A 24,878-nucleotide genomic window follows, 5' to 3' on the forward strand; every position below is an offset into this window, starting at 1 on the left:
ATTATAATTGAAAATCCAGCCAGTTTTATTAAAAATTGATACTGATTAGAATTCACAAAAGTGGCTGGGCTTTCAATGGTAATGTGGCCGGATTTTTAATTGACAAATACATATATCCACATTGTCCACAATTTTTAGAAAAATATCCACAATTAAAACAGCTGATATATGCTTTAATATAGAAAAATATTAAATGTTTTTGAAAATTACTAACAATTTCATCGGTTTTGTGGATAAAGTTGTCCACAGCAAAAAAGTCCCTTATGTATAAGGGGCTTTTTTGCTTACTTCTATCAGTCGAGAAAATTATGTAATGAAAATGAATAATTAGGGGGGAAACTTCTAATTATTCATTTTCACTTTAAATGCTTTTCGAGCGATATCCTGCTGCACGATCTGCTTTTTGAAATTCGCGTTGATAGAGAACTTCTTGTGTACTAGATAATGTGTTTTTTGCTTTATCACGTTTCTTTTTATCCATTACAAATCACCTCGTGTCTTAAAGTTACTATTTATCGTTTCCAAAGACATGAGGGGATATACGCATATGGAAAATGTTAACGATTGATTATCATTTCAGAAAATTTAGATTACGCTTCTTTTAATTGATGAGCATCTTGGAAGGTTGTATCTCGCATTGTAGCAAGTGTGTATTGATCTTTTGGAATTTCATATAAGTTATACACTTCTTCGTTTGCGTTAATTTCATCATATACGGCTTTTCTTGTTTCGTTTGCTAGATTCACATATTGCAGTTTTTCTGCAGCTTTAATAGAACGAATATTTATTTTACGAATACGCATGAAAATTGTTTCAATATCTAATTCATAGAAAAGTTCACTAAAAAATGAATCTTTTGCCAATTTGTTATAGCCTTTTCCATGATATGGTTTGCCAAGCCATGTCCCGAGAAATCCAGCTTTTTCTTGCACATCAAATAAAGTAATTGTTCCGATAGGGTTACCCCATTCATCTAAAATTGTGCGTGAAATTAATTCACCACGCTCTTCAGCTTCAATCGTTTGTTTCGTTAAGAATAAATATTCTTCATAAGAATAAGCCTTTTGACGCACAAAAGGGAAGACAGCTGGATCCACCATTAACTCGTATAGAACGTGGCTGTCGTGTAAGTCGCGTTTTTTCAACATACTAACTCCTCCTCACACGAGGGTAGCATGACGAAAAAACACCCCACCCTCGAAATTTTTATATCAATCTTTAAAAAATTTCGGGGTGGGAATCGAACCCACTAGAACCAGTTTCTAACGCTGGTGGCGCACCATTTGCCTTCCCCATTCATCAATTTGAAAATGATAATCACGACACAAATTGATTATGGTTTCATTTAGTTTATAATCGTATAATACTTTATCTAGTCAAAAAAATAAACTAGTTTTTTTTATTTTTTTTGTAAATTATTTTTCCATCAATCATAGTTAGTACAGGCTTGGCTAAATAATGGAAAGGATGATGAGTCCATAGCACGAGATCGGCGTCTTTTCCAACTTCGATGCTTCCAATTCTATCCTCTAAACGCAAATTTCGTGCTGGGAATATGGTGATTCCTTCTAGTGCTGTTTTCTCGTCTAACCCTTCTCTTACTGCAACAGCAGCGCAAACATTTAAATATTGAATGGGTGTATAAGGATGATCTGTTGTGATAGAAACTTCCACACCATTTTTTGATAATATATGGTAAGTATCCCATGTTTTATTTTTTAGTTCGATTTTAGAACGGCGTGTCAGAGTGGGACCGACTGAAACCTTCAAATTGTGTTTTGAAAGTTCTTCAACAATAAAGTGTCCTTCTGTGCAATGTTCAATGCGTAAATCGAGATTGAATTCTGTTGCAAAGCGTAGAGCAGAACTAATATCATCTGCTCGGTGAGCGTGGATACGTACGGGTATTTCACGACGTAATGCTTTTAAAATAGGAAGCATTCGAAAATCAGCTTCGTGCCCGTAGTGTTGTGCTTCATAGAATGATTCCCGAAGTAACCCCATAATCCCCATACGTGTAATGGATTCTTTTGTTCCATTACTATGGACTTTTTTAGGATTTTCTCCAAAGGCAATCTTTAAACCAGCAGGTTCTTGAATAATCATATGATCAATACAAGTTCCAGCTGTTTTTATTACACAAGTAGTACCCCCGATAATATTTTGACTGCCAGGCATAACGTGAACGGTTGTAATTCCGTTTTGTACAGCGTCTTGAAAGGCAATATCGAAAGGATGGATTCCATCTAAAGAACGAATATGTGGTGTTGAAACTTCAGATGTTTCATTGGCATCATTTCCAGCCCAACCAGTACCTTCATCATAGAGACCAAGGTGAGTATGGACATCAATAAAGCCAGGTAAGAGATGGAGTGCTCGTGCATCTATAACGGTCATATCTTGAGTAGGTGGAATAAAAGGTTTGACCTCGGTAATTCGCTCTCCTGTAACGAGTACATCTCCTTGAAACTTTTGAGATGTAATAGGGTATACAATGGCTTGTTTGAGCAATATTTTCATAGGTACCTCATTTCTGTTACTTTATAATGCTAATGGAAGTTAAGGGAAAGTAACTGAAAGGTTATTTGTATGGTAATGCTTCGGATCCTAGAAAATGAAAGTTTTGAAAGAGCCCATGTAAAATTGTGTTTTAGAAGTACTACATTGTATGCGAAAGTATATTTTGTAATGCATGGTCTATTTCTGGAAATGTGTATTGGTATCCATGTTCAATTGCTTTAATGGGTAATACACGTTGCCCTTCTAGTACAAGTATGCTCATTTCACCTAATAAAGTTTGAATGATAAAAGAAGGTACAGGCAACCAATGAGGCTTTTTCATTATAGTTGCAATGGTTTCTCCAAATTCCTTCATTCTTATAGGTGTTGGTGCTGTCATATTAAGAGGACCATCAATTTCTTTTTTGTGTATAATGAAATCCATCATACGAACGACATCGTCTATATGAATCCATGATAACCATTGCTTCCCAGAACCAATGGTGCCGCCGATATAGAATTGATAGGGAAGTAGCATTTTTGGAAGAGCTCCTTCATTTGCACCTAATACAACTCCAAATCTTGCGTAGATTGTTCGTATTCCGAGAGAACGTGCTTTAGATGCTTCTTGTTCCCATGAATATACTGTATTTGCTAAAAAGTCATTTCCAGGAGTCTCATGCTGTTCTGTAAAAGACTCTATTTCAGACGTTCCATAGTATCCAATAGCACTTGCGTTAATAAATGTGTGTGGCTTTGTATGGAGTCCCTGCAATTGTTTAATGAGTCCTTTTGTTGTTTGAATTCTACTGTTTAAAATGGCTTTCTTTTGTTGCTTTGTCCATCTACTATTAATAGACTCTCCGGCTAGATTAATAACTACATCAATAGAAGAGAGGGGGAAGGTTTGTAAATCTGGTGTCCATTGAACATACTGAAGGTTAGGATCGGAAGTTTCAGTAGTTTTTTTTCGTGTGAGAATGTAAACAGTATATCCTTTTTGAATAAAAAAAGTAGAAAGGGATTTACCGATAAAGCCTGTACCACCAGAAATTGCGATTTTCACAAGTATTTCCTCCTCATTATATATATTCTTGAAAAGAAAAAATGTTCCTCGACTATGTTAAAATAATAGAGAGGTGAGAGTATGGCTGTCATTACAAAAATAGAAGTACAAAAACGATCGAAAGAACGATTTAATATTTATATTGATAAAGGTCAAGGCGAAGAGTACGGATTTAGTGTGGATCAAGTAATCTTAATAAAACATGGATTACAAAAAGGCTTAGAAATTGATGAAATCGAGTTAGGAAATATTTTGTACAATGAAGAAGTGCAAAAAGCATATTTACAAGCAATCTCCTATTTATCCTATCAAATGAGAACAAAACAAGAAATAGAAGATTTTTTACGAAAAAAAGAAGTGGGACAGGCCATCATCTCTGAAGTCGTTTCGAAATTATTACATGACCGATATATTAATGATAAAGAGTATGCTGTTTTATATACGCGAACGCAAAGTAATGTGAATCGAAAAGGTCCAACTGTTATTAAAAGAGAGTTATTAAATAAAGGTGTTCAGGATTTAATTATTACACATAGTTTACAAGAATATCCGAAGGAAAAGCAAATTGAGAATGCCTTGTTTCTCATAGAGAAGAAGAAAAAATCTTATCAAAAACATTCTTTTTTACAAATGAAACTAAAGTTAGATGAGATGCTTGTTCGAAAAGGATATTCTAGAGAAGTAATTCAAATTTGTTTGGAAGAATTGAAAGACGAAAAAGATGACGAAAAGCAACAAGAAGCGTTACACTATCATGGGAATAAATATTATGAGAAATATAAGAAGCATGATGGATGGACATTTGAAAACAAGATGAAACAAGCGTTATATCGAAAAGGATTCTCTATTGATGAAATCGAGATATTTTTGCAAATGAAACGCGAAGAGGAATGAGGAGAATAAGATGAATATGCCAAAACGCTACAGTGAAATGACACCGCATGAGCTAAGGGAAGAAATTGGCGCTTTGAAGGAGCAAGCAGTAAAAGCTGAGCAGCTTGGGATTGTCAATGAATTTGATGTATTAATGAGAAAAATGGCAATGGCTCGTGCTTATATGACGGATATAAACAAATTCCGTATTGGTGAAACATATGAATTAGTAGAAGAACCTGGTGTATTATTTAAAATTACGTATTTCAATGGGGTATTTGCTTGGGGATATAAGCAAAATGATAATGAAGAGATTGGCATACCAATTTCCTTATTGCAAGAAAAATAAAAACCAGAGAGCATATATCTCTCTGGTTTTCATCTTTGGTAGGCGTTAAAGGAGATAGGAGATTCTAAAATTGGCGTTTTTTACATTCATTTGCCAATATAATGAGAGACTGGGTTTGTTGCGTCTGTCCGTTAACTTGCGCTTTCGCATGTTTTGGACGAGTCCACGTATGGTTAAATAATTCAGAACGACTATCTAAGCGATCACGGTAGCTCATCTTTATCACCTCGTGTAGGAAGTTAATTTAATTTGTATTACTCTTCCTGCTGATTTGCAGCACGCATACGTTCTTGTGGGTGCGTGTTAATTGTGCCGTTAGGTCGTTTCGAAGCGAAGCGTGATTTCGCTTTCGGTTGACCGTCGATTTTGCTGTTGTTTTTTGACTCAGACCAAAATTCGGCTTGTTTACCCATTACGAACGCCCTCCTCATTATCGGTTGATACCTCTTTAAGAAGTATCAATTATAGAATGTGCAAAATTGAAGAAACTATCCTTTAGAAATGAAGGGATAAATAGGTAAAAGGAGATTATAATATGAATGATATTTATGAAACATTAACGAAAGAATTATTAGACAAGAATGACAAGCTTTCTTACGCACAAGCTCGTGCGTGGGTTGAGTTACTATGGGAAGATTTTCAAACAACTTATGCAAAATCAGGTCGTTATCAAGGCGATGAAATGACAGAACAAGTGGTACGATCATGGATTAATAATCATGGTGTACGCCTTCATGAAATGCGTACAAATAATCCGAAGTATAGTCATTTAATTAATCAAGAAGATCATTTGAAACATTAAAAAAGCGACTTAAGTCGCTTTTTTTAATGTGGAAGTAATTCCAGTTTTTTTCGAAGCTTTTCTTCACTAAAGATCCATCCTGTATAGGAACTAATAATATTTAAATTGTGGTCGAGCTGAACGATTGCAACAAATGGATAATAATCTTTACTTCGATATCGTAAATCAATGAATCGTACTTCATAATAATGGTCATGATCAAAAATATCCCAGCGATATACAGGAGAGAAAGATAGAAAGGCCGAGATGTTTTCATCTTGTTTAGCTGCTCGCATAATATTATTGTCTGGGAACGGTACCCGATCGAACTTATCATATATCATGATGTTACCACGGTGCCATCTCGCAACGTAGTAATAATCAGCCGTAACGATTGCTAAATGGTAATGGTAAAATCGGTAAGAAGGAGAAATGATAATCTTTTCGACATTTTTGAAACGTTTGTGTACAACGCTTCTTATATTTCTGTGCATCATAATCCGTCCGATATAGTAAACAATCATTAATATATATGCCGCTAAAGCTGTATATCCCTTATGAGAACCGACGAGCATGCAAGCAATTGCAAGTATATGGATAAAGAAAATTACGGTATCGAATGTATTAATCACGCCGAGTGCGACCCATTTTTTTGTGAAAGGCCGTAATGCTTGTGTACCATAGGCATTGAAAATATCTACAAAGACGTGAAGGAAGACAGCAATAAATGACCAAAGCAGTAGATGAAGATATGGAGCGTCTGAAAAGAAGGCGAAAGAGATGCCACTTATAAGGAATGACCAAAGAATTACCGCAGGAATAGAATGAGTAATTCCACGATGATTTCTTATATATTTAGCGTTATTACGCAATTTTAAAACTGTGTCAATGTCAGGAATGTTGGAACCAGCAATTGTAGCAAGCATAACAGCTTGGGGGCCAATATCACTTTGTGCTATGGTTGGATCTAATGTTGCTAAGCTACCTAAAGTGATACCCATAACAAGGTGAGTGGCTGTGTCCATAGAAATCCACCTCCGTTTTTTATTAATGTAACTCTTTTTATTCGATACCTCAAGTCCTTTGCCTTCTATTTCCTGTATCATCTTACTTAAATTTTTTCCTAAAATCTTTATAATAGTACTTATATGCAAAAAAATGAGGGGGATCAAGTTTGACACTTGAAATACTAAACAATTTTAATATAGAGCAGTTTCAAAATGATTTAATTGGTTGGTTTGAAGAAGAACAGCGCGACTTACCATGGAGAAAGAATAAAGATCCATACCGCGTTTGGGTTTCTGAAATTATGTTACAGCAAACAAGAGTAGAAGCTGTAAAACCATATTACGCAAATTTTATGGGGAAGTTTCCTACACTTGAAGCGTTAGCGAACGCAGATGATGAAGAAGTATTAAAAGCATGGGAAGGTTTAGGATATTATTCTAGAGCACGTAATTTACATGCGGCAGTAAAAGAGGTAAAAGAAGTATACGGCGGAGTTGTACCAAGTGATGTAAAGAAAATTGAAAAGTTAAAAGGAGTGGGACCATATACAAAAGGTGCTATTTTAAGTATCGCATATGGTATACCAGAGCCGGCAGTTGATGGAAATGTTATGCGTGTATTATCTCGTATTTTATCAGTATGGGATGATATTGCAAAACCAAAGACTCGAAAAGTTTTTGAAGAGATTGTGCGTGAAATTATTTCAGTAGAAAACCCATCTTATTTTAATCAGGGATTGATGGAATTAGGTGCACTAATTTGTATTCCGAAAAATCCAGCATGCTTACTTTGTCCTGTACGTGAACATTGCAGAGGATATGCTGAAGGTGTTCAAAAAGAATTACCAGTAAAAAGTAAAGCGAAAGCTCCTAAAATGGTACCTATTGTTGCAGGTGTACTTCAAACTGAAGACGGTCGTTACGTTATTAATAAACGTCCAAGTACAGGTTTGTTAGCTAACATGTGGGAGTTTCCGAATGTGGAACTTGGAGAAGGTATTCGAAATCAGAAGGAACAGCTTATAGATTATATGAAAGAAAAATTTGAGCTCGAGGTTTCTATTGATGAATACGCAATGAATGTACAACATACGTTTACACATCGTACTTGGGATATATTTGTATTTTACGGAAAAGTAACCGGTAATATTGTTGATACAGATACATTAAAATTTGTATCAAAAGAGGTATTTGAGCAATTACCTTTCTCAAAATCACACCGTACTATTTATGAAAATTGTGTGGAGAAAATTACAATGCAATAAATAAAAAAAGTGTTCCCAATCTAGGGAACACTTTTTTAATCGTAAGAAATTTTTGTCCCATGAGTCCAACTAGCTTCACCTTCTTGTAAGCCGCCTCTTGATTCGATTTCTACTACAATTTCTTTGTAAATACTTTGCCCTTCTACATTTAAATAAGGCAGAACCTGTTGTAGTGAGTGATGAAAATAAGCTAATTCATCTTCTTTCCATTCATTTTTTGAAATCATCGTTAGTTCAGTCATATCGCGTCCTATATACATATTTACACCTCCATTTTCTATAGTTTGAATGAGTAACAAAAGTTATATGCGGAAATTTTAAAAAAGAAAATTACGGATAGCTTTTAAGTGAATTGGTTACATTATTGATTGTGGAGGTGAGAAAGATGAGTAAAAAACAACAAGGTTATAACAAAGCAACTTCTGGTGCTAGCATTCAAAGTACAAATGCTAGTTATGGTACAGAGTTTTCAACTGAAACAGATGTACAAGCTGTAAAACAAGCAAACGCACAATCAGAAGCAAAGAAAGCACAAGCTTCTGGTGCACAAAGTGCAAACGCTAGTTATGGTACAGAATTTGCAACTGAAACAGACGTGCATTCTGTGAAAAAACAAAATGCTAAGTCAGCTGCAAAACAATCACAATCTTCTAGCTCAAATCAGTAATGAAAGAAAAACACTTCTCTAATTCGGGAGAAGTGTTTTCTTTTTGCGTGGATCGTTGTAATGAAAAGAAAGCGAACGACATAACTTCTAATAAGTCAACAAATGTAGTCAAAGGAGAAGGAAGTTAACAATTAGAATTATGTAATTAGGAATAATAACTGATGAATAAGTCCAAAAGGGGGTAAGTAATGAACGATTTTGATAAGTTGGTAGGGGAGCAATTAGAAACGATGGATGAGTTGTTAAAGTTACAAGCACATCTAGAGAAGTATCAACAAATCGAAATGAATGAAAAAGATACGTGCGATAAAAAAGAACTGCATTTTATCCGTCAGGAAATATATAGAACAGAAGTAGCGTTGAAGATGTTACATGAGAAATTTGAAGAACAAACGAATAGTGTAATTCAATCTTTTGCAACTGAAAAAATGATTTCAAATTTAGGGTAAGATATATTGTTATCTTCAGGTGAAAAGTCCTTCTTTGTATGGAAATAGAGAAGGGCTTTTTCTATTACATGTCCTCGCTTATAAATAATGCAGTACAATCCCTATCTCTTAAGAAGAGTTGGGGCATAGTATTCAACGATAAACCTCCTGCATATTCAATTTGAAAAATAGAGTCTTATCCCTTTAGTTTTAAAATTTCGACAAAAAAGTTATAATAGAAAAAAAGTGAATGCCGTTCAAAGGGCATTTGCAGTTGAAAGAAGGGAGCATATATGGGATTTCCCAAAGAAGGAGAAAAAGTACAAATACATAGTTATAAACATAATGGCTCCATTCATAGAATGTGGGAAGAAACAACAATTTTAAAAGGGACACAGAGTCTTGTAATCGGAGCGAATGATCGTACAGTAGTTACAGAATCGGATGGCCGAACATGGATTACTCGTGAACCAGCAATTTGTTATTTTCATGCCAACTATTGGTTTAATGTGATTGGGATGCTTAGGGAAGATGGCGTATATTATTATTGTAATTTAAGCTCACCTTTTGCGTATGATCCTGAAGCATTAAAGTATATTGATTATGATTTAGATATTAAAGTATATCCAGATATGACATATACGCTTCTAGATGAAGATGAGTATGAAAAACATAGTCAAATTATGCAGTATCCACCTGTTATTGATACAATTTTAAAACGAAATGTAGCACATTTAACACAGTGGATTCATCAAAGAAAAGGTCCATTTGCACCAGACTTCGTAGATATGTGGTATGAACGATATTTAATGTACAGAAATTAAAACAAACCTGCAGGGGGCTTCCCGGCAGGTTTGTCCTATTAGAGGGGGGATTATGTGCAAGGCATAAAAAGATATTTACAATTTGTTAAACCATATCGATGGCTTATTGCTATTACAATTATTATTGGACTAGTTAAGTTCGGTATCCCACTTATTATGCCGTGGTTATTAAAGTATATTATCGATGATGTAATTCAAGGCGCGGGCTCACTTCAAGATAAAACATCTCAATTAATAACAGCGATTGGAATTGCTTTTTTTATTTTTGCGGTATTAAGACCACCGATTGAATATTATCGTCAATATTTCGCCCAACGTATCGCAAATACAATACTGTATGATTTGCGGAAGCATATTTTCGGTCACTTACAAAAGTTAAGTTTACGTTATTACTCCAATACAAAAACAGGGGAGATTATTTCGCGTGTCATCCATGATGTAGAACAAACGAAGGATTTTGTAATTACTGGTTTGATGAACGTCTGGTTAGATACTGCAACAATTGCTATTGCTATCATTGTTATGTTTTCTATGAATATAAAATTAACATTTGTTGCGTTATTGATTTTACCTATTTATGTAATTGCAGTGAAATATTTTTTCGGACGTCTTCGGAAATTGACGAAAGAGCGTTCACAAGCGTTAGCGACGATGCAAGGGTATTTGCATGAACGTATTCAAGGAATGCAAGTGACACGTAGCTTTGCGTTAGAAGAGTATGAGGGGAAGCAGTTTGAAAAAAGAAATAATGAATTTTTAACGAAAGCATTAACCCATACAAGTTGGACGGCAAGAACATTTTCGGCAGTAAATACGTTAACCGATTTAGGTCCGTTACTTGTGATTGGTTTTGCAGCATATGAAGTAATTCAAGGGCAGTTAACGCTAGGAACGATGGTAGCTTTTGTTGGATATATGGATAGTTTATATAGTCCGCTTCGCCGCCTTGTTAATTCATCTACAACATTAACACAATCTTTTGCATCGATGGACCGTGTGTTTGAACTGTTAGATGAAAAATACGATATTGTTAATGTACCAAATGCGGTACAAACGAAAAAATTAAATGGAGAAATTGTATTTGACAATGTTTCTTTTCGTTATAATGCAGATGAAAAAGAGATATTACACAACTTGTCATTAACTATGCAGCCTGGAGAGAAAGTAGCGCTTGTAGGAGCGAGTGGGGGAGGAAAGTCATCTCTTGCTAGTTTGATCCCGCGTTTCTATGATGTTTCTGAAGGCGCGGTTTATGTAGATGGCATAGATGTAAGAAAGTACAATATGAGAAATTTGCGTAGTCATATTGGAATTGTACTGCAGGATAATTTATTGTTTAGCGATACAATTGGAGCTAATATTTTATATGGAAATCCGAAAGCTACAGAGAAAGAAGTGATTGCAGCTGCCAAAGCTGCGCAAATTCATGATTTTATTATAGACTTACCAGATGGTTATAATACTGTCGTTGGAGAACGTGGTGTGAAGCTATCAGGCGGGCAAAGACAACGCGTGGCAATTGCACGAGTGTTTCTAAAGAATCCGTCGGTACTTATATTAGATGAAGCAACTTCAGCATTAGATTTAGAAAATGAAAGGTATATTCAAGAGGCGCTTCAGACGTTAGCTGCTGACCGGACAACGATTATAATCGCACATCGATTAGCGACGATTACGCATGTTGATACGATTATTTACATTGAAGACGGTGAGATTAAAGAGACTGGTTCTCATGAAGAGTTAATGCGAAAAAGAGGATTTTATTACAATTTATATCAACTTCAACATATAACAGAAACAGCTCCTTTAGCGTAAAAGGAGCTGTTTTTTTATTCGTCTTCTTTTTTATCATCGATTTGGAGTTCTTTTTCTGGTTTATGATATGTGTAGAAGCTATCTACAAGCAAATCTAAATGCTCTACTTCTTCGCTATAGTTAATGATGGAAGAAATAAGAGGGAAGAGATGTAACCATGTTTTATATGCTTCTTCATCGTCCTTATTTTGATATTCCATAAAGATATCAATTAATTCTTGTTTACCTGTTTCAACTTCATCAAGCATTTCAACTGATTGTTGTTTTTTTGCTTTACCAATAAATTTTAATAAAACTTGTTCATGATAATGCGTTAATGAGTCAAGTTCATTTTGGATAGATTCCTGAAATTCTTCCGGCATATAGCGCAGTTCATTTTCAGTACGGTGTAATGATTTTAACGTACTTAAAGCACGGCTTGTTGTCGCTAACATTTGTCTGAATAAAACGAGCTTACGAATTTTTGCGAACTTTACTTTTTTCGTATAGCTTCTTTCTTCTTTATACAGCAAATAGTAATGATTTAGTTTAATCATTTTTTCTTTCATACGATCAATATCAGTTTTTAGCGTTGTAAAATCAGAAGCCTGCCTGCTATTCATTCGAATCCATTTTACAATTTCTTCTGTATTATCAACGATACGATGATAAAGTTTTGTTTCATATTTTGGCGGCATAAATACTAAATTTACAAGTGAAGCCGCAATAATACCAATCATAATCGTCGCAAATCGAAGTAAGGCAAAACTAAAGAAATCTTCGCCTTGATACTCCATAATGGCGATAACTGTTACTAAAGCAATTGATATTGTGTTTTCTAATCGTAATTGTAATGTAAGAGCAATTACTAATATACATGTTAATCCAATAATAAAAGGATTATGTCCAAAAGCAGTAGCAAATGCGATAGCAAATATCGCACCAATTACATTTGCTTGAATTTGTTCAAGTGCTGTTAAATAAGAACGGTATACAGACGGTTGAACAGCAAAGATAGCTGAAATTCCCGCAAATACCGGACTCGGTAATTGAAGTAAAATACAAGCAAATAAAGCTAACGTGATGGCAATACCCGTTTTTAAAATGCGAGCACCAAGTTTCATACCCTTAATAAGATCCTTTCTCTTGTCATAATGAATGTACAACATGATACTATACATTCATTACAATATGTTAGCAAGTGATATTTTAGTGACGTTAAAAGAAATTAGTGTTTATTTTATCCCGCTAATTGTGAGTAGTAAGATTCCTGCCTCAAAAATTAGAAGCTAGATGCCGGTAAACGCTCGATTGGTGTAGGCTAATTAAAGTTTCACTTTATAATTTTTCCTAATTCCTTTTAAACATCAGTTTTTAGTAAAAAAACCTGCTGAATTTCAGCAGGTCTCAAATTGTTACTATAGATTACTATGAGAAGCGTACTTCGTCAATTTTTTCTTAATAATGAAAATTACTCATTTTACTCTGTTGAGATAGATGGGTCTGCCTGTTCTTTTTTCGGGATAATCTCAAAAAACTGGTTCTGTATATCATCTAATAATGCTGTTAATAAAGCAACTTCCTCATATTGCTCATGTTCGTTTAGTACACGAATATAGTCTAGCAATAATTCAGTTACATCTTTCAAACCATTTTTACTAATTGGTTGTAATGTAACATTTGCGCCTTTTGCAATTCTTCTTTTTAAGGCCTGTTCTGTTAGGCCTAAGTTTGAATCATGACGCAAATAAACAACACCGCCAGTCATGCCAGCGCAAATCCATGGACCAGGGTCACCTAAAACAAGCGCTCGCCCATTTGTCATATATTCAAAAGCAAAACCTTTAATATTGGAGTATGACCCTATATTTCCTTGCTCTTTTTCACGGAGTGGTTTTGTTATTCTACCTCCAATTATCATGTCTGCCCCAGAAAGGCGAATGCCAGCGCGAGCATCAGCGTTCCCTTGCACGTATAGTGCCCCTTTTTGTGCACCATATCCAAATCCTTTTCCGACAGAACCGTTATAATATAATCCGTCTTTTCCTTTTGATTTCGTTATATAAATCCCACCACCAAAGGAAGTTTTACCAATGCCATCTTGTGCGCCGCCATTTACGTGTATAAATAAATTTTCACTATTGTAAGCGCCTAACCCATTTCCGGGAATAGAACCATTCGTATACTTTAATGTAAGTGGTTCAAGTTGAGTAGCTTCATATAGTTTACTGCGAACGCGATAACATGATTCTAGACCACCCATAACGCGTTGCTCTACACCAACGCCTACTAATTCTTTTGAGTCAGCGGAATGAACTGTCTTAAATTGTTTTTCTGGTACACCATCTGTTGTTGTAACAGATGGATGTTCTATTATTTGTAATAAATTACGTAAGTTTAATAAATTTTCGCCTCGAACTTGCTCTAATAAATCAGAACGCCCAACAATTGCTTGTGAATTTGTATACCCAAGCTGTCCTGTTAATCGTTTTAGTTCTATACCGAAAGAGGTGAATAAATTTAGCAGGCCAGTAACTGCGCTTTCTAATTCGCGTGGGACGAAGCGGCGTAACCCATGTTCCTTTGCTTGTGCTTCAGACTCGATTTGTGTTGCAATTCCGACATGGCAAGTATCTAGATGACACCCACGGCAAGTAGTGCAGCCGATTGCAATCATTGATAGTGTGCCAAATCCAATACGGTTTGCTCCGAGAAGCATGATTTTCAAGGCATCATTTACACTTCGAATACCACCATCTGCCCAAATCTCTACTTTATGTCTCATGCTCGCTTCTAATAAAGCGTTGTGAGCGGCTTTAACACCAATTTCTACAGGAAGACCTACATGTTGCAAGGCGTGAATACGTGCAGCACCTGTTCCGCCATCGAATCCGCTAATGTTAATAAAATCAGCACCAGCTTTGGCGATACCGACAGCAATTGTTCCGATATTAGGAACGACAGGGACTTTCACGGCTACTTTGGCAAGTTGATTAGCTGTTTTAATTTCCGTAATCATTTGAGCTAAATCTTCAATTGAATAAATATCATGGTTATTAGAAGGTGAAATTAAATCTGAGCCAATTGTCGCATTACGTGCTTCAGCGATTTTGGCTGTTACTTTTGAACCAGGTAAATGCCCACCTTCCCCAGGCTTTGCGCCTTGACCGATTTTGATTTCAATTAAGTTCGATGAGTTTAGTAGTTCGGCATTTACTCCAAATCGCCCAGATGCCACTTGTTGTCCACGTGTATGTGGATATTTTCCAATCATATCTTTAATTTCGCCGCCTTCACCGTTCAAGCTAATCATATTTAGCTGATCGGCCGCTTCTGCATATGCGCGAAAGGCAATTTCGTTTTGAGAACCAAATGACATAGAACTAATAATAAATGGAAAATCATGATTTTTAATGCCGATAGATACTTCTTCAGTTGGAACGACATGTTTTGTTTGTTTCGTTTGAACAAGGTGTCTGATTGCGATGGGATTATTCTCTTCTAGTTCACTTAACTTGTCACGGTAATCATCATAAGAATTTCCTTTTGCAACATCGCCGATTGCTTTCCAAATTCGCGGGAATATATGAAATGATTTTCGCATTCTAATTTTAGGATTGTTATAATCATCCGCTCGCATTTTTGCATCTTCAGCAAGTGATTCAAGTGAAAAAGCTAAATCATTTGAACCGAAGAAATTTGTAATCTGTAATATATTTGCGATTTCTTCATGTAACCCAATAGATGAATAGAGACGTCCGTAACCACGTAACTCATGAATTCCAATTGTTGAAATGACTTTTTCTAATCCTTTATTAAGTGCATTATACAGATTCGTAATTGGTGTTTTTGTTCCATCATTTACAGTCGCGAATAATAAATATGGATTAATACTATCTGCTCCTAATCCATATAGCGTGACAATGTCATGTAAGGAGCGAAGGGCACCAGAACGTATAACGAGAGAACAATTGCGGCGTAATTTATTTTCACTTAATGCTTGATGTACTTTAGCAGTAACTAAATGTGGATCAATCCACAATCTTTCATTTAGATGGGCTTTTACGTCATCTAATACTAGTAGGGAAGCACCATTGTTAACAGCAGCTATCGCTTCAGAACTAATGCGGCTTAATGCACATTGTAGAGTTTCTGACGAGCTGAATGTAGCAGAGATTGTGGCGATAGAGTTATGAGTTTTAAATAGCTCTATGAGTTGTTCGTACGTAATTGTGTGTAATTCCTCTGCAATAGGTTGTGCCACGCTGCCTTCTAAAATAATTGGTGAAAGCATTTCAACTACAAATGGCCGTTTTGCGCCGCTTAATAAACTTGGACGCTCTCCAAGTACAGTACGTGTAGAGAAGTGTTCAATTTCACGGTCACGGTCAATTGCAGGGTTTGTAACAACAGCTACACTTTCTTTAATGAAGTCAGCGATATTTCGTCTATCAGTATCAAGTGCGGCAAGTGGTGAGTCATGCCCAAGTGAGCGTATTGGCTCAACGCCTTTTGTTGCCATCTGTTCAAGGAGTTGAATATGTTCTCGGTCCCATCCGAAAGCGACGTATTGTTTCGTTTCAACTTGAACAGAATCACATAGCCCTTGGATTTTTTTCGTTTCAGGGATAGATAAATTTAAATGGTAATTGGTAGTATCAATTCGCTTTTTAAAACGGTTATATACTTGGATTTGATATTTGTCATATTCATAAAGAACAAGTTCATCTTGTTCATTCCATTTTAATCCGACTTTTTCTCCAGGAGCGAGTGGTTTTGGTTCTGCTACATATTTAGTTGGTGATACAACTCCAGGTTCAGAAGAGAAAATATAAGAGCTCTCTGTCTCTACTTTCCATACTGGGCGTAATCCAAGGGAATCAACGCTGAAAACAGCTTCATCTTTAAAACGGGAAATGATGCCAGCTGGTCCTTGGGCAAAATGTCCCCACGCTTCACGTATATACGTATATAAATCTTGTAAAGGTGTTTCATAAAGTTTAATTTCATTAATAATTGGTGGGAATAGAATTTCCATTGCTTCAAATAAGCTGTAGTTGTATTGAACAAGTAGGGTTTCTAAGGTGCGGTTTAAATCTTGAGAGTCACTGCCTCCTGCAGTAAGTGGTACATCAATCATTTCAGCTTGATCGCGTAATTTCGCAATTGTGTTAATTTCACCATTATGTCCGAGAATGCTAAATGGTTGTACACGAAAAAAATTAGATAATGTATTAGTAGAGTAGCGGTTATGTCCTAATGTCATAGTTGAAGCGATAAGCGGATGTTGTAAATCATTATAGTAGGCAACAAGCGTATCACCAGCACCTAGAACTTTATATACAACATGATTACGACTTAATGAAGCAACATGAATTGCTTCGTTTTCCTCTATTTTTATTGTGACAGAAAATAATGTTTGCTCAATATTTGTAATTTCGTTTTCTGCGATAAGGGCAACTTGCCAAAATAAAGGTTCTTCTTGTTTACCAAGTGGACCGAGTGCATCTGAGTTTGTTACATCATCACTTTCGAAAATGATAGTAAAGTTTTTGTTGTTTAATTGCGTACGAATATAATCTTTTAAGGCAGTAATGTCTTCTTTTTTATTTAGAAAAAAATGTCCAACGATAAAGTGGGGATGATCCACAATCGTTGGATTATATCCGCTACTTTTTAGTTTTTCATTCCAAAGCGTTTTTGGTATATCAATGTGAATGCCGATGCCATCGCCCTCACCATTAATGAAACCAGCTCTATGATTCATTTTGACGAGTGATTGTATGCAAAGGTCAATGTTTTCTTTTGTAGCAATTTTTCGTTTCTCCATAACGGAAACGATTCCACACGCATCATGTTCTGCATTTCTATAATCTCGAAATAAAGACGGTGTCCATGTATTTTTTTTATTGAGCATCCGTCAATCCCCCCTCTTGTAAAAGTTAGAATAATCTTACTATTTAAGGTGCGAATCACCTTGTACACAGAGATAGTAATGCTGTAAAAGAGTATAAAACGGATAATTATGAATAATTATACTATTAATACGGAATTTATGAAATAGAAAAAAGGAAAAAAGAAAGGTGAGCTTTCTTTTTTCCTTTTAATGACGGGATTATTTATTGTCTGCTAGGGCAGCAAATGCTCTGCCGACAGCTTCGATTGTATATTCAATATCTTCTTTTGTATGTTCTGTAGTTAAGAACCATGCCTCGTATTTAGAAGGTGCTAAGTTAATTCCTTCTTGAAGCATAAGCTTGAAGAATTTACCGAACATTTCACCGTCTGTATCTTGTGCGGCATCGTAATCTTCAATTGTATTTGTTGTGAAGTATACAGTTAAAGCCCCTTTTAGACGGTTTAATGTAATGTCGATATTATGTTTCGCTGCTTGTTCTAAAATTCCTTTTTCAAGCATTGCACCAAGTTCATCTAATTTCTCATAAAGCCCTTCTTGTTGAAGCACTTCTAGACAAGCGATACCTGATGCCATAGAAGCAGGGTTTCCTGCCATTGTACCAGCTTGGTATGCAGGTCCAAGCGGAGCAACTTGTTCCATAATTTCTTTCTTACCACCGTAAGCACCGATTGGTAAGCCGCCGCCAATAACTTTACCAAGCGCTGTTAAGTCAGGTGTCACACCAAGTAAGTCTTGAGCACCACCGTACATAAAGCGGAAAGCAGTAATAACTTCATCATAAATTACTAATGCGCCAGCTTCGTGAACAAGTTCATTCACTTTTTCAAGGAATCCTGGTTTAGGCTCTACAATACCGAAGTTTCCAACGATCGGTTCTACAAGGATAGCTGCTACTTCATGACCCCATTTATCTAAAGCCTCTTTTAAAGTTTCTACATTATTAAATGGAACAGTAATAACTTCTTGTGCAATACTTTGTGGTACGCCAGCTGAGTCAGGAGTTCCTAAAGTAGAAGGACCAGATCCAGCTGCCACAAGTACTAAATCAGAATGACCGTGGTAACAACCAGCGAATTTCATGATTTTTGTGCGACCTGTATAAGCACGAGCAACACGAATCGTTGTCATCACTGCTTCTGTACCAGAGTTTACGAAACGGACTTTATCTAATGCAGGCATTGCTTCTTTTAACATTTTTGCGAATTTTACCTCTAGCGCTGTTGGTGTTCCATAAAGTACCCCATTTTCAGCAGCTGTTGTAATTGCTTTTGTTATATGCGGATGAGCATGTCCAGTAATAATAGGACCGTATGCTGCTAAATAATCGATATATTTATTTCCGTCTACATCCCAGAAATAAGCGCCTTTCCCACGTTCCATAGCAACAGGAGCGCCGCCGCCAACTGCTTTAAAAGAACGAGAAGGACTATTAACACCGCCCACGATATGCTCTAAAGCTTCTTTATGTAATGCTTCTGACTTTGTGAATTTCACTACAATTCATCTCCTTACAAAAATCTATGTATTATTCTAACATGTTTTTCGAAAAGACGTATTGTTTGTGATAGCGCAGGCAGTTGGGTAAACTATTCGTTGTGACATTTAGGAGGGGGGTCCGATTATGAAATCGGTAATTGAGGTACAAGGGTTACGTAAAGAGTTTACAGCCTATTCAAGTCGTCCGGGCTTAAAGGGTGCATTTCGCGATTTATTAAATCGTAATTATAAAATAGTACCAGCAGTAAATGATGTATCTTTTACTGTAAAGCAAGGTGAAATGGTTGGTTATATCGGTGAGAACGGTGCTGGTAAATCAACAACAATTAAAATGCTTACGGGGATTTTAACTCCGACATCAGGGCAAATCACAGTAAATGGAATGAACCCACATAAACAAAGAGAAGAATTTGTAAGAACAATTGGTGTTGTTTTTGGACAGCGTTCGCAACTTTGGTGGGATATTGCAGTACAAGAATCGTTTCGTTTATTAAAGAAAGTGTACGGTGTATCAGACGCTCAGTATAAGGAGCATATGGAGCACGTAATTGAAACGTTAGATATAGGGCCTTTATTAGATAAACCAGTTCGAAAATTATCTCTTGGTCAAAGGATGCGTTGTGAATTAGCGGCAGCCTTAATTCATAATCCACCGTTATTATTTTTAGATGAGCCAACAATTGGGTTAGATGTACTTGTGAAATTGAAAATACGTGAATTTTTAAAAGAAATGAATGAACGTTATAAAACAACAATTTTATTAACAACACACGATATTACTGATATTGAAGCTTTATGTGAGCGCGTTATCATGCTGGATGAAGGGAATATTATGTATGACGGTTCTTTAAGTAATCTTCGTACGCAGTGGGGAGCAGAGAAGGAAATTCACTTTCAGTTTGTTGCACCAGTTTCCTATCAGGCTTTATCAATGGTTATGCCAGATAATCATGTCGTTTGGTCGAAAGCGAAAGAGGAAAATGCATGGGTTGCAAAAATTCCGAATGAAGAAGTTATTATTTCAATGCTTATTTCTAAAGTAGTACAAGCATTTCAAATTAAAGATTTAAAAATTAACGAAGTGTCTACAGAGGAAATTATTCGTAACATTTATGAAGAAGGTATTACGCATGGGTAAGTATATTGAAATGATTCGAATTCGCTTTTTAATGATGCTTGCGTATCGTACAAATTACTATAGCGGGATTTTAATTTATACGATTAATATCGGTGCTTACTATTTTTTATGGCAAGCAATTTATAGCGGAAAAGAGAATATTGAAAGTTTATCTATTTCGCAAATGACCACGTATATCGCAATCGCGTGGATGGCACGTGCCTTCTATTTTAATAATATAGATAGGGAAATTGCGATGGAGATTCAAGAAGGACGTGTGGCTGTAGAATTAATTCGTCCGTATAACTATTTGGGAATGAAAGTTATGCAAGGTCTTGGCGAGGGAATATTCCGTTTTGCCTTCTTTTCCATTCCAGGCATGGTTATCGTTACGTTATTATTTTCGTTGCAAATTACAACGAATTTTCAAACTTGGTTATATTTCTTCTTATCTTTAATATTTAGCTTTATTATTAATACACAAATTAATTTAATGACGGGAATGCTTACGTTTTTCCTATTTAATAATAGTGGAATTATGTATGCAAAACGCGTTGTTATTGATTTATTTTCAGGTCTATTATTACCAATTAGTTTTTATCCGTTATGGGCCCAAAAAGCAATGATGTTTTTACCGTTTCAGGCTATTAGTTATATTCCAAGTATGATTTTTTCTGAAGGTATACAGGGGAGTAAGTTGTATGAGGCTTTAGTATTTCAAGTGATTTGGGCGATTGTACTTATTATTCCAATTGTACTCATGTGGAGAACGGCGAGAAAACGTCTAATTGTACAAGGGGGATGATGAGATGCTATATATAAACTTATTTTTACAATATGCAAGTCAATATATAAAAACGAAATTGGAGTATCGAGGCGATTTTATCGTTGGTTTACTTTCTGATTTATCGCTTCAAGCAGTTAATTTAATATTTATTCTCGTTGTATTTGGGCATACACAAGCATTGAAGGGATGGAGTCGAGAAGAGGTAATCTTTATTTATGGTTTCTTTTTAGTACCATTTGCCATCTTTTCAGCTTTCTTTAATATATGGGATTTTAATGATCGATACATTATTAAAGGGGAGATGGATCGTGTATTAACGCGACCGATCCATAGCCTATTTCAAATTATATTAGAAAGAATGGAACTTGAATCTTTAATTGGAGCTATTACAGGGATTGTTGTAATGGGATATGCAGCTGTGGAGTTACAATTATCTTTTTACTGGTATGATTTCTTCTTATTTATATTGATGGTAGGAGGAGGAGCACTTGTATATGGAGGGATATTTGTTACGTTGGCGAGCCTTGGTTTTTGGTCGGATGCGAAAAGTTCAATTATGCCTCTTATGTATAACATAGGTAATTACGGGCGCTATCCTGTTAATATTTATAATCGTGTAATTCGTTTCATTTTAACGTTCGTTTTACCGTTTGCGTTTGTTGGAGTATATCCAGCAGCATACTTTTTAAGAAAAACAGAATGGAATAGTTATGCATTTGCGACGCCAATTGTTGGTATTATCTGTTTTACGATTGCAATCACCCTCTGGAACCAAGGGGTAAAAAGGTATCGAGGCGCGGGTAATTAATTATAGAAGCTTGTTCGTTTCTAAGGGATAAATCAGTTCTCCACCTCATACATATAAAATGAGGTGGAGGACATGTTATGGGGATTTATTCTATTAATTGCAGCAATCGCTATTTTGAAAAGTGTCCAATTATTATGGAGTTCCTATTCGGATTCAACGCGTTTTTTTTCGCTCTATAATTTGGCCACATTATTTTTAATCTATACAACAGTACTAATCGCATTTGGATTAAGTTACGTTGTATTAGAGGAAATGGGTTTCGCAGTTTTGAAAGAGGACGGAGAAAGTTTGAACGCTCATTCTTTTCAACTCGTCGAAGTTTGTTTATATTTTAGCGCAGTTACTTTATTGTCTGTTGGATATGGTGACATATCTCCGATTGGAATTGGGCGATGGATTGCAATCGCAGAAGCGCTAATTGGATATACACTCCCTTTTGCTTTTGTGATGAGGTCTGTAATAGACAATGAAAAATAAGGAAGCATTTGTTATAGTAAAGGAAAAGAGTAGGAGTGATAACTATGATTACAGTAGGAGAAATGGCACCAGAATTCACATTAGAGGGAAGTAATGGAGAAGAAGTTCGCCTAGCTGATTTCCGCGGTAAAAATGTAGTTCTCTATTTTTATCCCAAAGATATGACGCCAGGATGTACAACTGAAGCATGTGATTTTCGTGATGCGTATGGAGTATTTCAAGAGAAGGATACGGTTATTCTTGGAGTAAGTCCTGATTCAGCGAATAGACATTTGAAATTCATTGAGAAACATGAATTGCCATTTACACTTTTAGTAGATGAAGATCATAAAGTAGCAGAGTTATACGATGTTTGGAAGTTAAAAAAGAACTTTGGGAAAGAGTATATGGGAATCGAGCGTTCTACATTCCTTATTAATAAAGACGGTGAACTTGTAAAAGAGTGGCGTAAAGTGAAAGTGAAAGGACATATTGAGGATGTTCTTTCTTATATAAAATAAATCTACATTGGGGATAAAATATGCAGAAACAAGGCAAATGTCTATACATATTTTACTGCCTTACATAAAGTGGATGTGTAGGGCATACCTCCTCAGATGATAGTATTCCAAGTGCGATTATGTCGCACTTTTTTCTATGGAATATATGAAGAAAAAAGGGAAAGATACATAAAAACAAGTCCTGAATATAAAAATAAACTACATACTTATAGTAGAAATATTGACGATTTATAAGAAAAGGAGTACACTCTTTATAAGAATTATAAAATAATAATCCGTATAGAATCGGGGTGCATGACGGTGGTCAAAGAAGAATTAAAAGAAGCGCTAGAAATGCTGAAAAATACGGGTGTACGCATTACTCCACAGCGTCATGCTATTTTAGAGTACCTTGTGGAATCAATGACGCACCCAACAGCGGATGATATTTATAAAGCATTAGAAGGTAAGTTTCCAAATATGAGTGTTGCAACTGTCTATAATAACTTACGTGTGTTTAAAGAGGTTGGACTTGTAAAGGAATTAACTTATGGAGACGCTTCAAGTAGATTTGATTATGTTACAAGTCAACATTATCATGTGATTTGCGAAAAATGTGGTAAGATTGTTGATTTTCCTTATGGAGGCTTGGAAAAGCTGGAAGAGGAAGCTGCGAAAACGACAGGCTTCGTTATCAATAGTCATCGCTTAGAAATTTATGGCGTTTGTCCAGAGTGTCATAAGGCGTAATATATAATAAAGAAAGAGGCTGACGGCTATACGTCAGCCTCTTTCTTTATTATATAAGGATTAGCGTGAGGTTAATCGGGATTTACAGTGCTAAGTTAGTAAGGAGGGTTAGATAAAAGTTTGTCGAATTTACTTTGTATTGGTGGAAATGAATTCTGGGAGGGGACATTTTGAAGAAATATGAGATTAAAAATAACATTCCAACATTGGAAGAATATAAATATTTATGTGATTCTGTGGGATGGACTAACTATATGAACTTTGAGGTGGCGGAAATATCACTTCAAAATTCGATTTACTGTATAACAGTCAAGGATAATAATCAAATCATCGGCATGGGGAGAATTGTTGGTGATGGGGCTATCTATTTCTATATTCAAGATATAGTGGTTCATCCAGAGTATCAAAAGAATGGTATTGGAAAGAAAATAATGAATACTTTAGTAGAATACTTAAATCAGAATGCTCCAGATAAAGCATTCATTGGTTTGTTTGCGTCGCAAGGTAAAACATCATTCTACGAAAAATATGATTTTAAAGATTATTCGCCTAATATGACAGGGATGTTTACTGTTATTTCGAAAAAATAGGTGTAATAAATTTAATAAAACAATTAAAAAGTTGATTTTTTAAGAAATCAACTTTTTAATGAGTTGAAACGTTTGTAGTGTTGCAAATTCGTATTTCCCTTGATACTTATGATTTATAACTCTTCTTATTATACTTTTCATCAAATTCTTTTCCTTCTAGATCTCGATCTAGTGTTAAAGGTTGATTGCAGTGCATACATGCATCGACACGGCCGAGCATTTTGGTTGGCTTATCACAGCTTGGGCAAATAATTTGGATAGTCTTAGTAGATAACATACCAATCCAAAAGTAAACGACAGTGCTAGCGATAACAGCTAAAAAGCCAACCATCATAAACGTTGTCATAATAATAATGTTTTCGCGGAAAAAGACACCTAAGTATGCAATGAAGAGGCCGATAAATACTAAACTTAATGCAAAGGTCCGGATTTTATTGATTTTGTTTGAATACTTAATGCTCATTCTCACCACGCTCCTATACTAATAATATAACATAAAATTTAGAATTTTCACTCTCGTGTAAATTGATAAAGGGATAAGATATGAAATGAATAGGAGGGGGGCCATGAAGAATGAATGGACGCTATAAGGATTTTTACAGCGGTTTTTCAGTTTTTAACGGGATGTGAAATTTTTTTATAAAAAGTATTGACCCTGTATATACTGCATGATATATTAATAACCGTCGCTGATGCGGAAACGCAGAAAACGACAAAAAAGAAATTAAAAAACTTAGTTGACATTGAAAAATGAAGATGTTAACATAAGGAAGTCGCGAATGAGCGACTAAGTAGTTCTTTGAAAACTGAACGAAACAAACAACGTGAAACGTCAATTTTTATTTTAGATGCTAGACAAACTAACTTTATTGGAGAGTTTGATCCTGGCTCAGGATGAAC

27 protein-coding genes are annotated in these 24,878 nt (G+C 35.6%); 15 read left to right on the forward strand and 12 right to left on the reverse strand.

Annotated elements, in window-relative coordinates; translation table 11 throughout:
- Positions 1 to 361: 361 nt before the first annotated feature.
- From ACS2CR_RS27430 to ACS2CR_RS27445, 4 genes are all read right to left on the reverse strand, one after another.
- A complete protein-coding gene (locus ACS2CR_RS27430; protein WP_000358482.1) occupies positions 362 to 481 on the reverse strand; it encodes a YfhE family protein in 120 nt (39 codons plus the stop codon).
- A gap of 109 nt (positions 482 to 590) precedes the next feature.
- Positions 591 to 1,148 (reverse strand): GNAT family N-acetyltransferase, encoded by a 558-nt coding sequence (locus tag ACS2CR_RS27435; protein WP_000914737.1) that lies wholly within the window; start codon positions 1,146 to 1,148, stop codon positions 591 to 593.
- Positions 1,149 to 1,389: 241 nt separating this feature from the next.
- Positions 1,390 to 2,520 carry an amidohydrolase gene (locus ACS2CR_RS27440; protein WP_000698314.1) on the reverse strand — a complete coding sequence of 377 codons (1,131 nt, stop codon included), beginning with the start codon at positions 2,518 to 2,520 and terminating at the stop codon, positions 1,390 to 1,392.
- Between the two features lie 139 nt (positions 2,521 to 2,659).
- Positions 2,660 to 3,565: a TIGR01777 family oxidoreductase gene (locus ACS2CR_RS27445; protein ID WP_000684380.1), complete on the reverse strand. Its 906-nt coding sequence runs from the start codon at positions 3,563 to 3,565 to the stop codon at positions 2,660 to 2,662.
- Positions 3,566 to 3,646: 81 nt separating this feature from the next.
- Here ACS2CR_RS27445 and recX point away from each other — a divergent pair, with 81 nt between their 5' ends.
- Together recX and ACS2CR_RS27455 are read left to right on the forward strand one after the other, a co-directional pair.
- Positions 3,647 to 4,459 (forward strand): recombination regulator RecX, encoded by an 813-nt coding sequence (gene recX, locus ACS2CR_RS27450; protein WP_000268502.1) that lies wholly within the window; start codon positions 3,647 to 3,649, stop codon positions 4,457 to 4,459.
- 10 nt (positions 4,460 to 4,469) lie between these two features.
- A complete protein-coding gene (locus tag ACS2CR_RS27455) occupies positions 4,470 to 4,787 on the forward strand; it encodes a YfhH family protein (RefSeq protein ID WP_001057024.1) in 318 nt (105 codons plus the stop codon).
- Between the two features lie 64 nt (positions 4,788 to 4,851).
- Here the strand turns inward: ACS2CR_RS27455 and ACS2CR_RS27460 are convergent, their stop codons facing one another.
- Both ACS2CR_RS27460 and ACS2CR_RS27465 read right to left on the reverse strand, forming a co-directional pair.
- Positions 4,852 to 5,004 (reverse strand): YpzG family protein, encoded by a 153-nt coding sequence (locus ACS2CR_RS27460; RefSeq protein WP_000122093.1) that lies wholly within the window; start codon positions 5,002 to 5,004, stop codon positions 4,852 to 4,854.
- Positions 5,005 to 5,041: 37 nt separating this feature from the next.
- Positions 5,042 to 5,200: a small, acid-soluble spore protein K gene (locus ACS2CR_RS27465; protein WP_000517891.1), complete on the reverse strand. Its 159-nt coding sequence runs from the start codon at positions 5,198 to 5,200 to the stop codon at positions 5,042 to 5,044.
- Between the two features lie 122 nt (positions 5,201 to 5,322).
- Here ACS2CR_RS27465 and ACS2CR_RS27470 point away from each other — a divergent pair, with 122 nt between their 5' ends.
- Positions 5,323 to 5,589: a YfhJ family protein gene (locus tag ACS2CR_RS27470; RefSeq protein ID WP_000998166.1), complete on the forward strand. Its 267-nt coding sequence runs from the start codon at positions 5,323 to 5,325 to the stop codon at positions 5,587 to 5,589.
- Positions 5,590 to 5,612: 23 nt separating this feature from the next.
- On the opposite strand, the gene ACS2CR_RS27475 is transcribed toward ACS2CR_RS27470, so the two are convergent.
- Positions 5,613 to 6,593, reverse strand: coding sequence for a metal-dependent hydrolase (locus ACS2CR_RS27475; RefSeq protein WP_053512341.1), 981 nt, complete (start codon positions 6,591 to 6,593; stop codon positions 5,613 to 5,615).
- A gap of 149 nt (positions 6,594 to 6,742) precedes the next feature.
- Between ACS2CR_RS27475 and mutY the strand changes: the two genes are divergently transcribed.
- Positions 6,743 to 7,840, forward strand: coding sequence for an A/G-specific adenine glycosylase (mutY, locus tag ACS2CR_RS27480; RefSeq protein ID WP_016111389.1), 1,098 nt, complete (start codon positions 6,743 to 6,745; stop codon positions 7,838 to 7,840).
- 35 nt (positions 7,841 to 7,875) lie between these two features.
- Here the strand turns inward: mutY and ACS2CR_RS27485 are convergent, their stop codons facing one another.
- On the reverse strand, positions 7,876 to 8,100 hold the full coding sequence (locus ACS2CR_RS27485; RefSeq protein ID WP_000275436.1) for a hypothetical protein: 225 nt from the start codon (positions 8,098 to 8,100) through the stop codon (positions 7,876 to 7,878).
- Positions 8,101 to 8,225: 125 nt separating this feature from the next.
- Here ACS2CR_RS27485 and ACS2CR_RS27490 point away from each other — a divergent pair, with 125 nt between their 5' ends.
- The 4 genes from ACS2CR_RS27490 (at position 8,226) to ACS2CR_RS27505 (ending at position 11,574) form a co-directional block, all read left to right on the forward strand.
- The gene (locus tag ACS2CR_RS27490) at positions 8,226 to 8,507 is read left to right on the forward strand and encodes a gamma-type small acid-soluble spore protein (RefSeq protein WP_000039046.1); all 282 of its coding nucleotides are present in this window, start codon (positions 8,226 to 8,228) and stop codon (positions 8,505 to 8,507) included.
- A gap of 188 nt (positions 8,508 to 8,695) precedes the next feature.
- Positions 8,696 to 8,956, forward strand: a complete 261-nt coding sequence (locus ACS2CR_RS27495; RefSeq protein WP_000997575.1) for a YgaB family protein — start codon at positions 8,696 to 8,698, stop codon at positions 8,954 to 8,956.
- A 272-nt stretch (positions 8,957 to 9,228) separates the two neighbouring features.
- A complete protein-coding gene (gene ntdP / locus ACS2CR_RS27500) occupies positions 9,229 to 9,759 on the forward strand; it encodes a nucleoside tri-diphosphate phosphatase (protein ID WP_000506624.1) in 531 nt (176 codons plus the stop codon).
- 54 nt (positions 9,760 to 9,813) lie between these two features.
- Positions 9,814 to 11,574 (forward strand): ABC transporter ATP-binding protein, encoded by a 1,761-nt coding sequence (locus ACS2CR_RS27505; RefSeq protein WP_001161595.1) that lies wholly within the window; start codon positions 9,814 to 9,816, stop codon positions 11,572 to 11,574.
- 14 nt (positions 11,575 to 11,588) lie between these two features.
- Here ACS2CR_RS27505 and ACS2CR_RS27510 read toward each other — a convergent pair whose 3' ends face one another.
- From ACS2CR_RS27510 to hemL, 3 genes are all read right to left on the reverse strand, one after another.
- On the reverse strand, positions 11,589 to 12,677 hold the full coding sequence (locus ACS2CR_RS27510) for an aromatic acid exporter family protein (RefSeq protein WP_000765787.1): 1,089 nt from the start codon (positions 12,675 to 12,677) through the stop codon (positions 11,589 to 11,591).
- A gap of 356 nt (positions 12,678 to 13,033) precedes the next feature.
- On the reverse strand, positions 13,034 to 17,470 hold the full coding sequence (locus ACS2CR_RS27515) for a glutamate synthase-related protein (RefSeq protein ID WP_053512340.1): 4,437 nt from the start codon (positions 17,468 to 17,470) through the stop codon (positions 13,034 to 13,036).
- A 198-nt stretch (positions 17,471 to 17,668) separates the two neighbouring features.
- Complete coding sequence (hemL, locus tag ACS2CR_RS27520; protein ID WP_000673239.1) at positions 17,669 to 18,967, reverse strand: glutamate-1-semialdehyde-2,1-aminomutase; 1,299 nt, start codon at positions 18,965 to 18,967, stop codon at positions 17,669 to 17,671.
- 127 nt (positions 18,968 to 19,094) lie between these two features.
- Between hemL and ACS2CR_RS27525 the strand changes: the two genes are divergently transcribed.
- The 7 genes from ACS2CR_RS27525 to ACS2CR_RS27555 all read left to right on the forward strand — a co-directional run bounded on the left by ACS2CR_RS27525 (position 19,095) and on the right by ACS2CR_RS27555 (position 23,978).
- Positions 19,095 to 20,108 (forward strand): ABC transporter ATP-binding protein, encoded by a 1,014-nt coding sequence (locus ACS2CR_RS27525; protein WP_000843658.1) that lies wholly within the window; start codon positions 19,095 to 19,097, stop codon positions 20,106 to 20,108.
- Complete coding sequence (locus ACS2CR_RS27530; RefSeq protein ID WP_000521519.1) at positions 20,101 to 20,892, forward strand: ABC transporter permease; 792 nt, start codon at positions 20,101 to 20,103, stop codon at positions 20,890 to 20,892. The genes ACS2CR_RS27525 and ACS2CR_RS27530 overlap by 8 nt, the downstream gene beginning before the upstream one ends.
- Before the next feature lie 4 nt (positions 20,893 to 20,896).
- Positions 20,897 to 21,682, forward strand: coding sequence for an ABC transporter permease (locus tag ACS2CR_RS27535; RefSeq protein WP_000965772.1), 786 nt, complete (start codon positions 20,897 to 20,899; stop codon positions 21,680 to 21,682).
- A 72-nt stretch (positions 21,683 to 21,754) separates the two neighbouring features.
- Entirely contained in the window at positions 21,755 to 22,159 is a 405-nt protein-coding gene (locus ACS2CR_RS27540; protein ID WP_000964343.1) for a potassium channel family protein, read from the forward strand.
- Between the two features lie 44 nt (positions 22,160 to 22,203).
- Positions 22,204 to 22,659 (forward strand): thioredoxin-dependent thiol peroxidase, encoded by a 456-nt coding sequence (gene bcp / locus ACS2CR_RS27545; RefSeq protein ID WP_000633710.1) that lies wholly within the window; start codon positions 22,204 to 22,206, stop codon positions 22,657 to 22,659.
- Positions 22,660 to 22,959: 300 nt separating this feature from the next.
- Positions 22,960 to 23,388: a peroxide-responsive transcriptional repressor PerR gene (perR, locus tag ACS2CR_RS27550; RefSeq protein ID WP_000237829.1), complete on the forward strand. Its 429-nt coding sequence runs from the start codon at positions 22,960 to 22,962 to the stop codon at positions 23,386 to 23,388.
- Positions 23,389 to 23,558: 170 nt separating this feature from the next.
- Positions 23,559 to 23,978 (forward strand): GNAT family N-acetyltransferase, encoded by a 420-nt coding sequence (locus tag ACS2CR_RS27555; RefSeq protein WP_000759738.1) that lies wholly within the window; start codon positions 23,559 to 23,561, stop codon positions 23,976 to 23,978.
- Positions 23,979 to 24,084: 106 nt separating this feature from the next.
- Here ACS2CR_RS27555 and ACS2CR_RS27560 read toward each other — a convergent pair whose 3' ends face one another.
- Positions 24,085 to 24,441 (reverse strand): YgzB family protein, encoded by a 357-nt coding sequence (locus ACS2CR_RS27560; protein WP_000025058.1) that lies wholly within the window; start codon positions 24,439 to 24,441, stop codon positions 24,085 to 24,087.
- Positions 24,442 to 24,878: the final 437 nt, after the last annotated feature.

The organism is Bacillus cereus group sp. BceL291 (genome assembly GCF_051776705.1).
GTDB lineage: Bacteria > Bacillota > Bacilli > Bacillales > Bacillaceae_G > Bacillus_A > Bacillus_A cereus.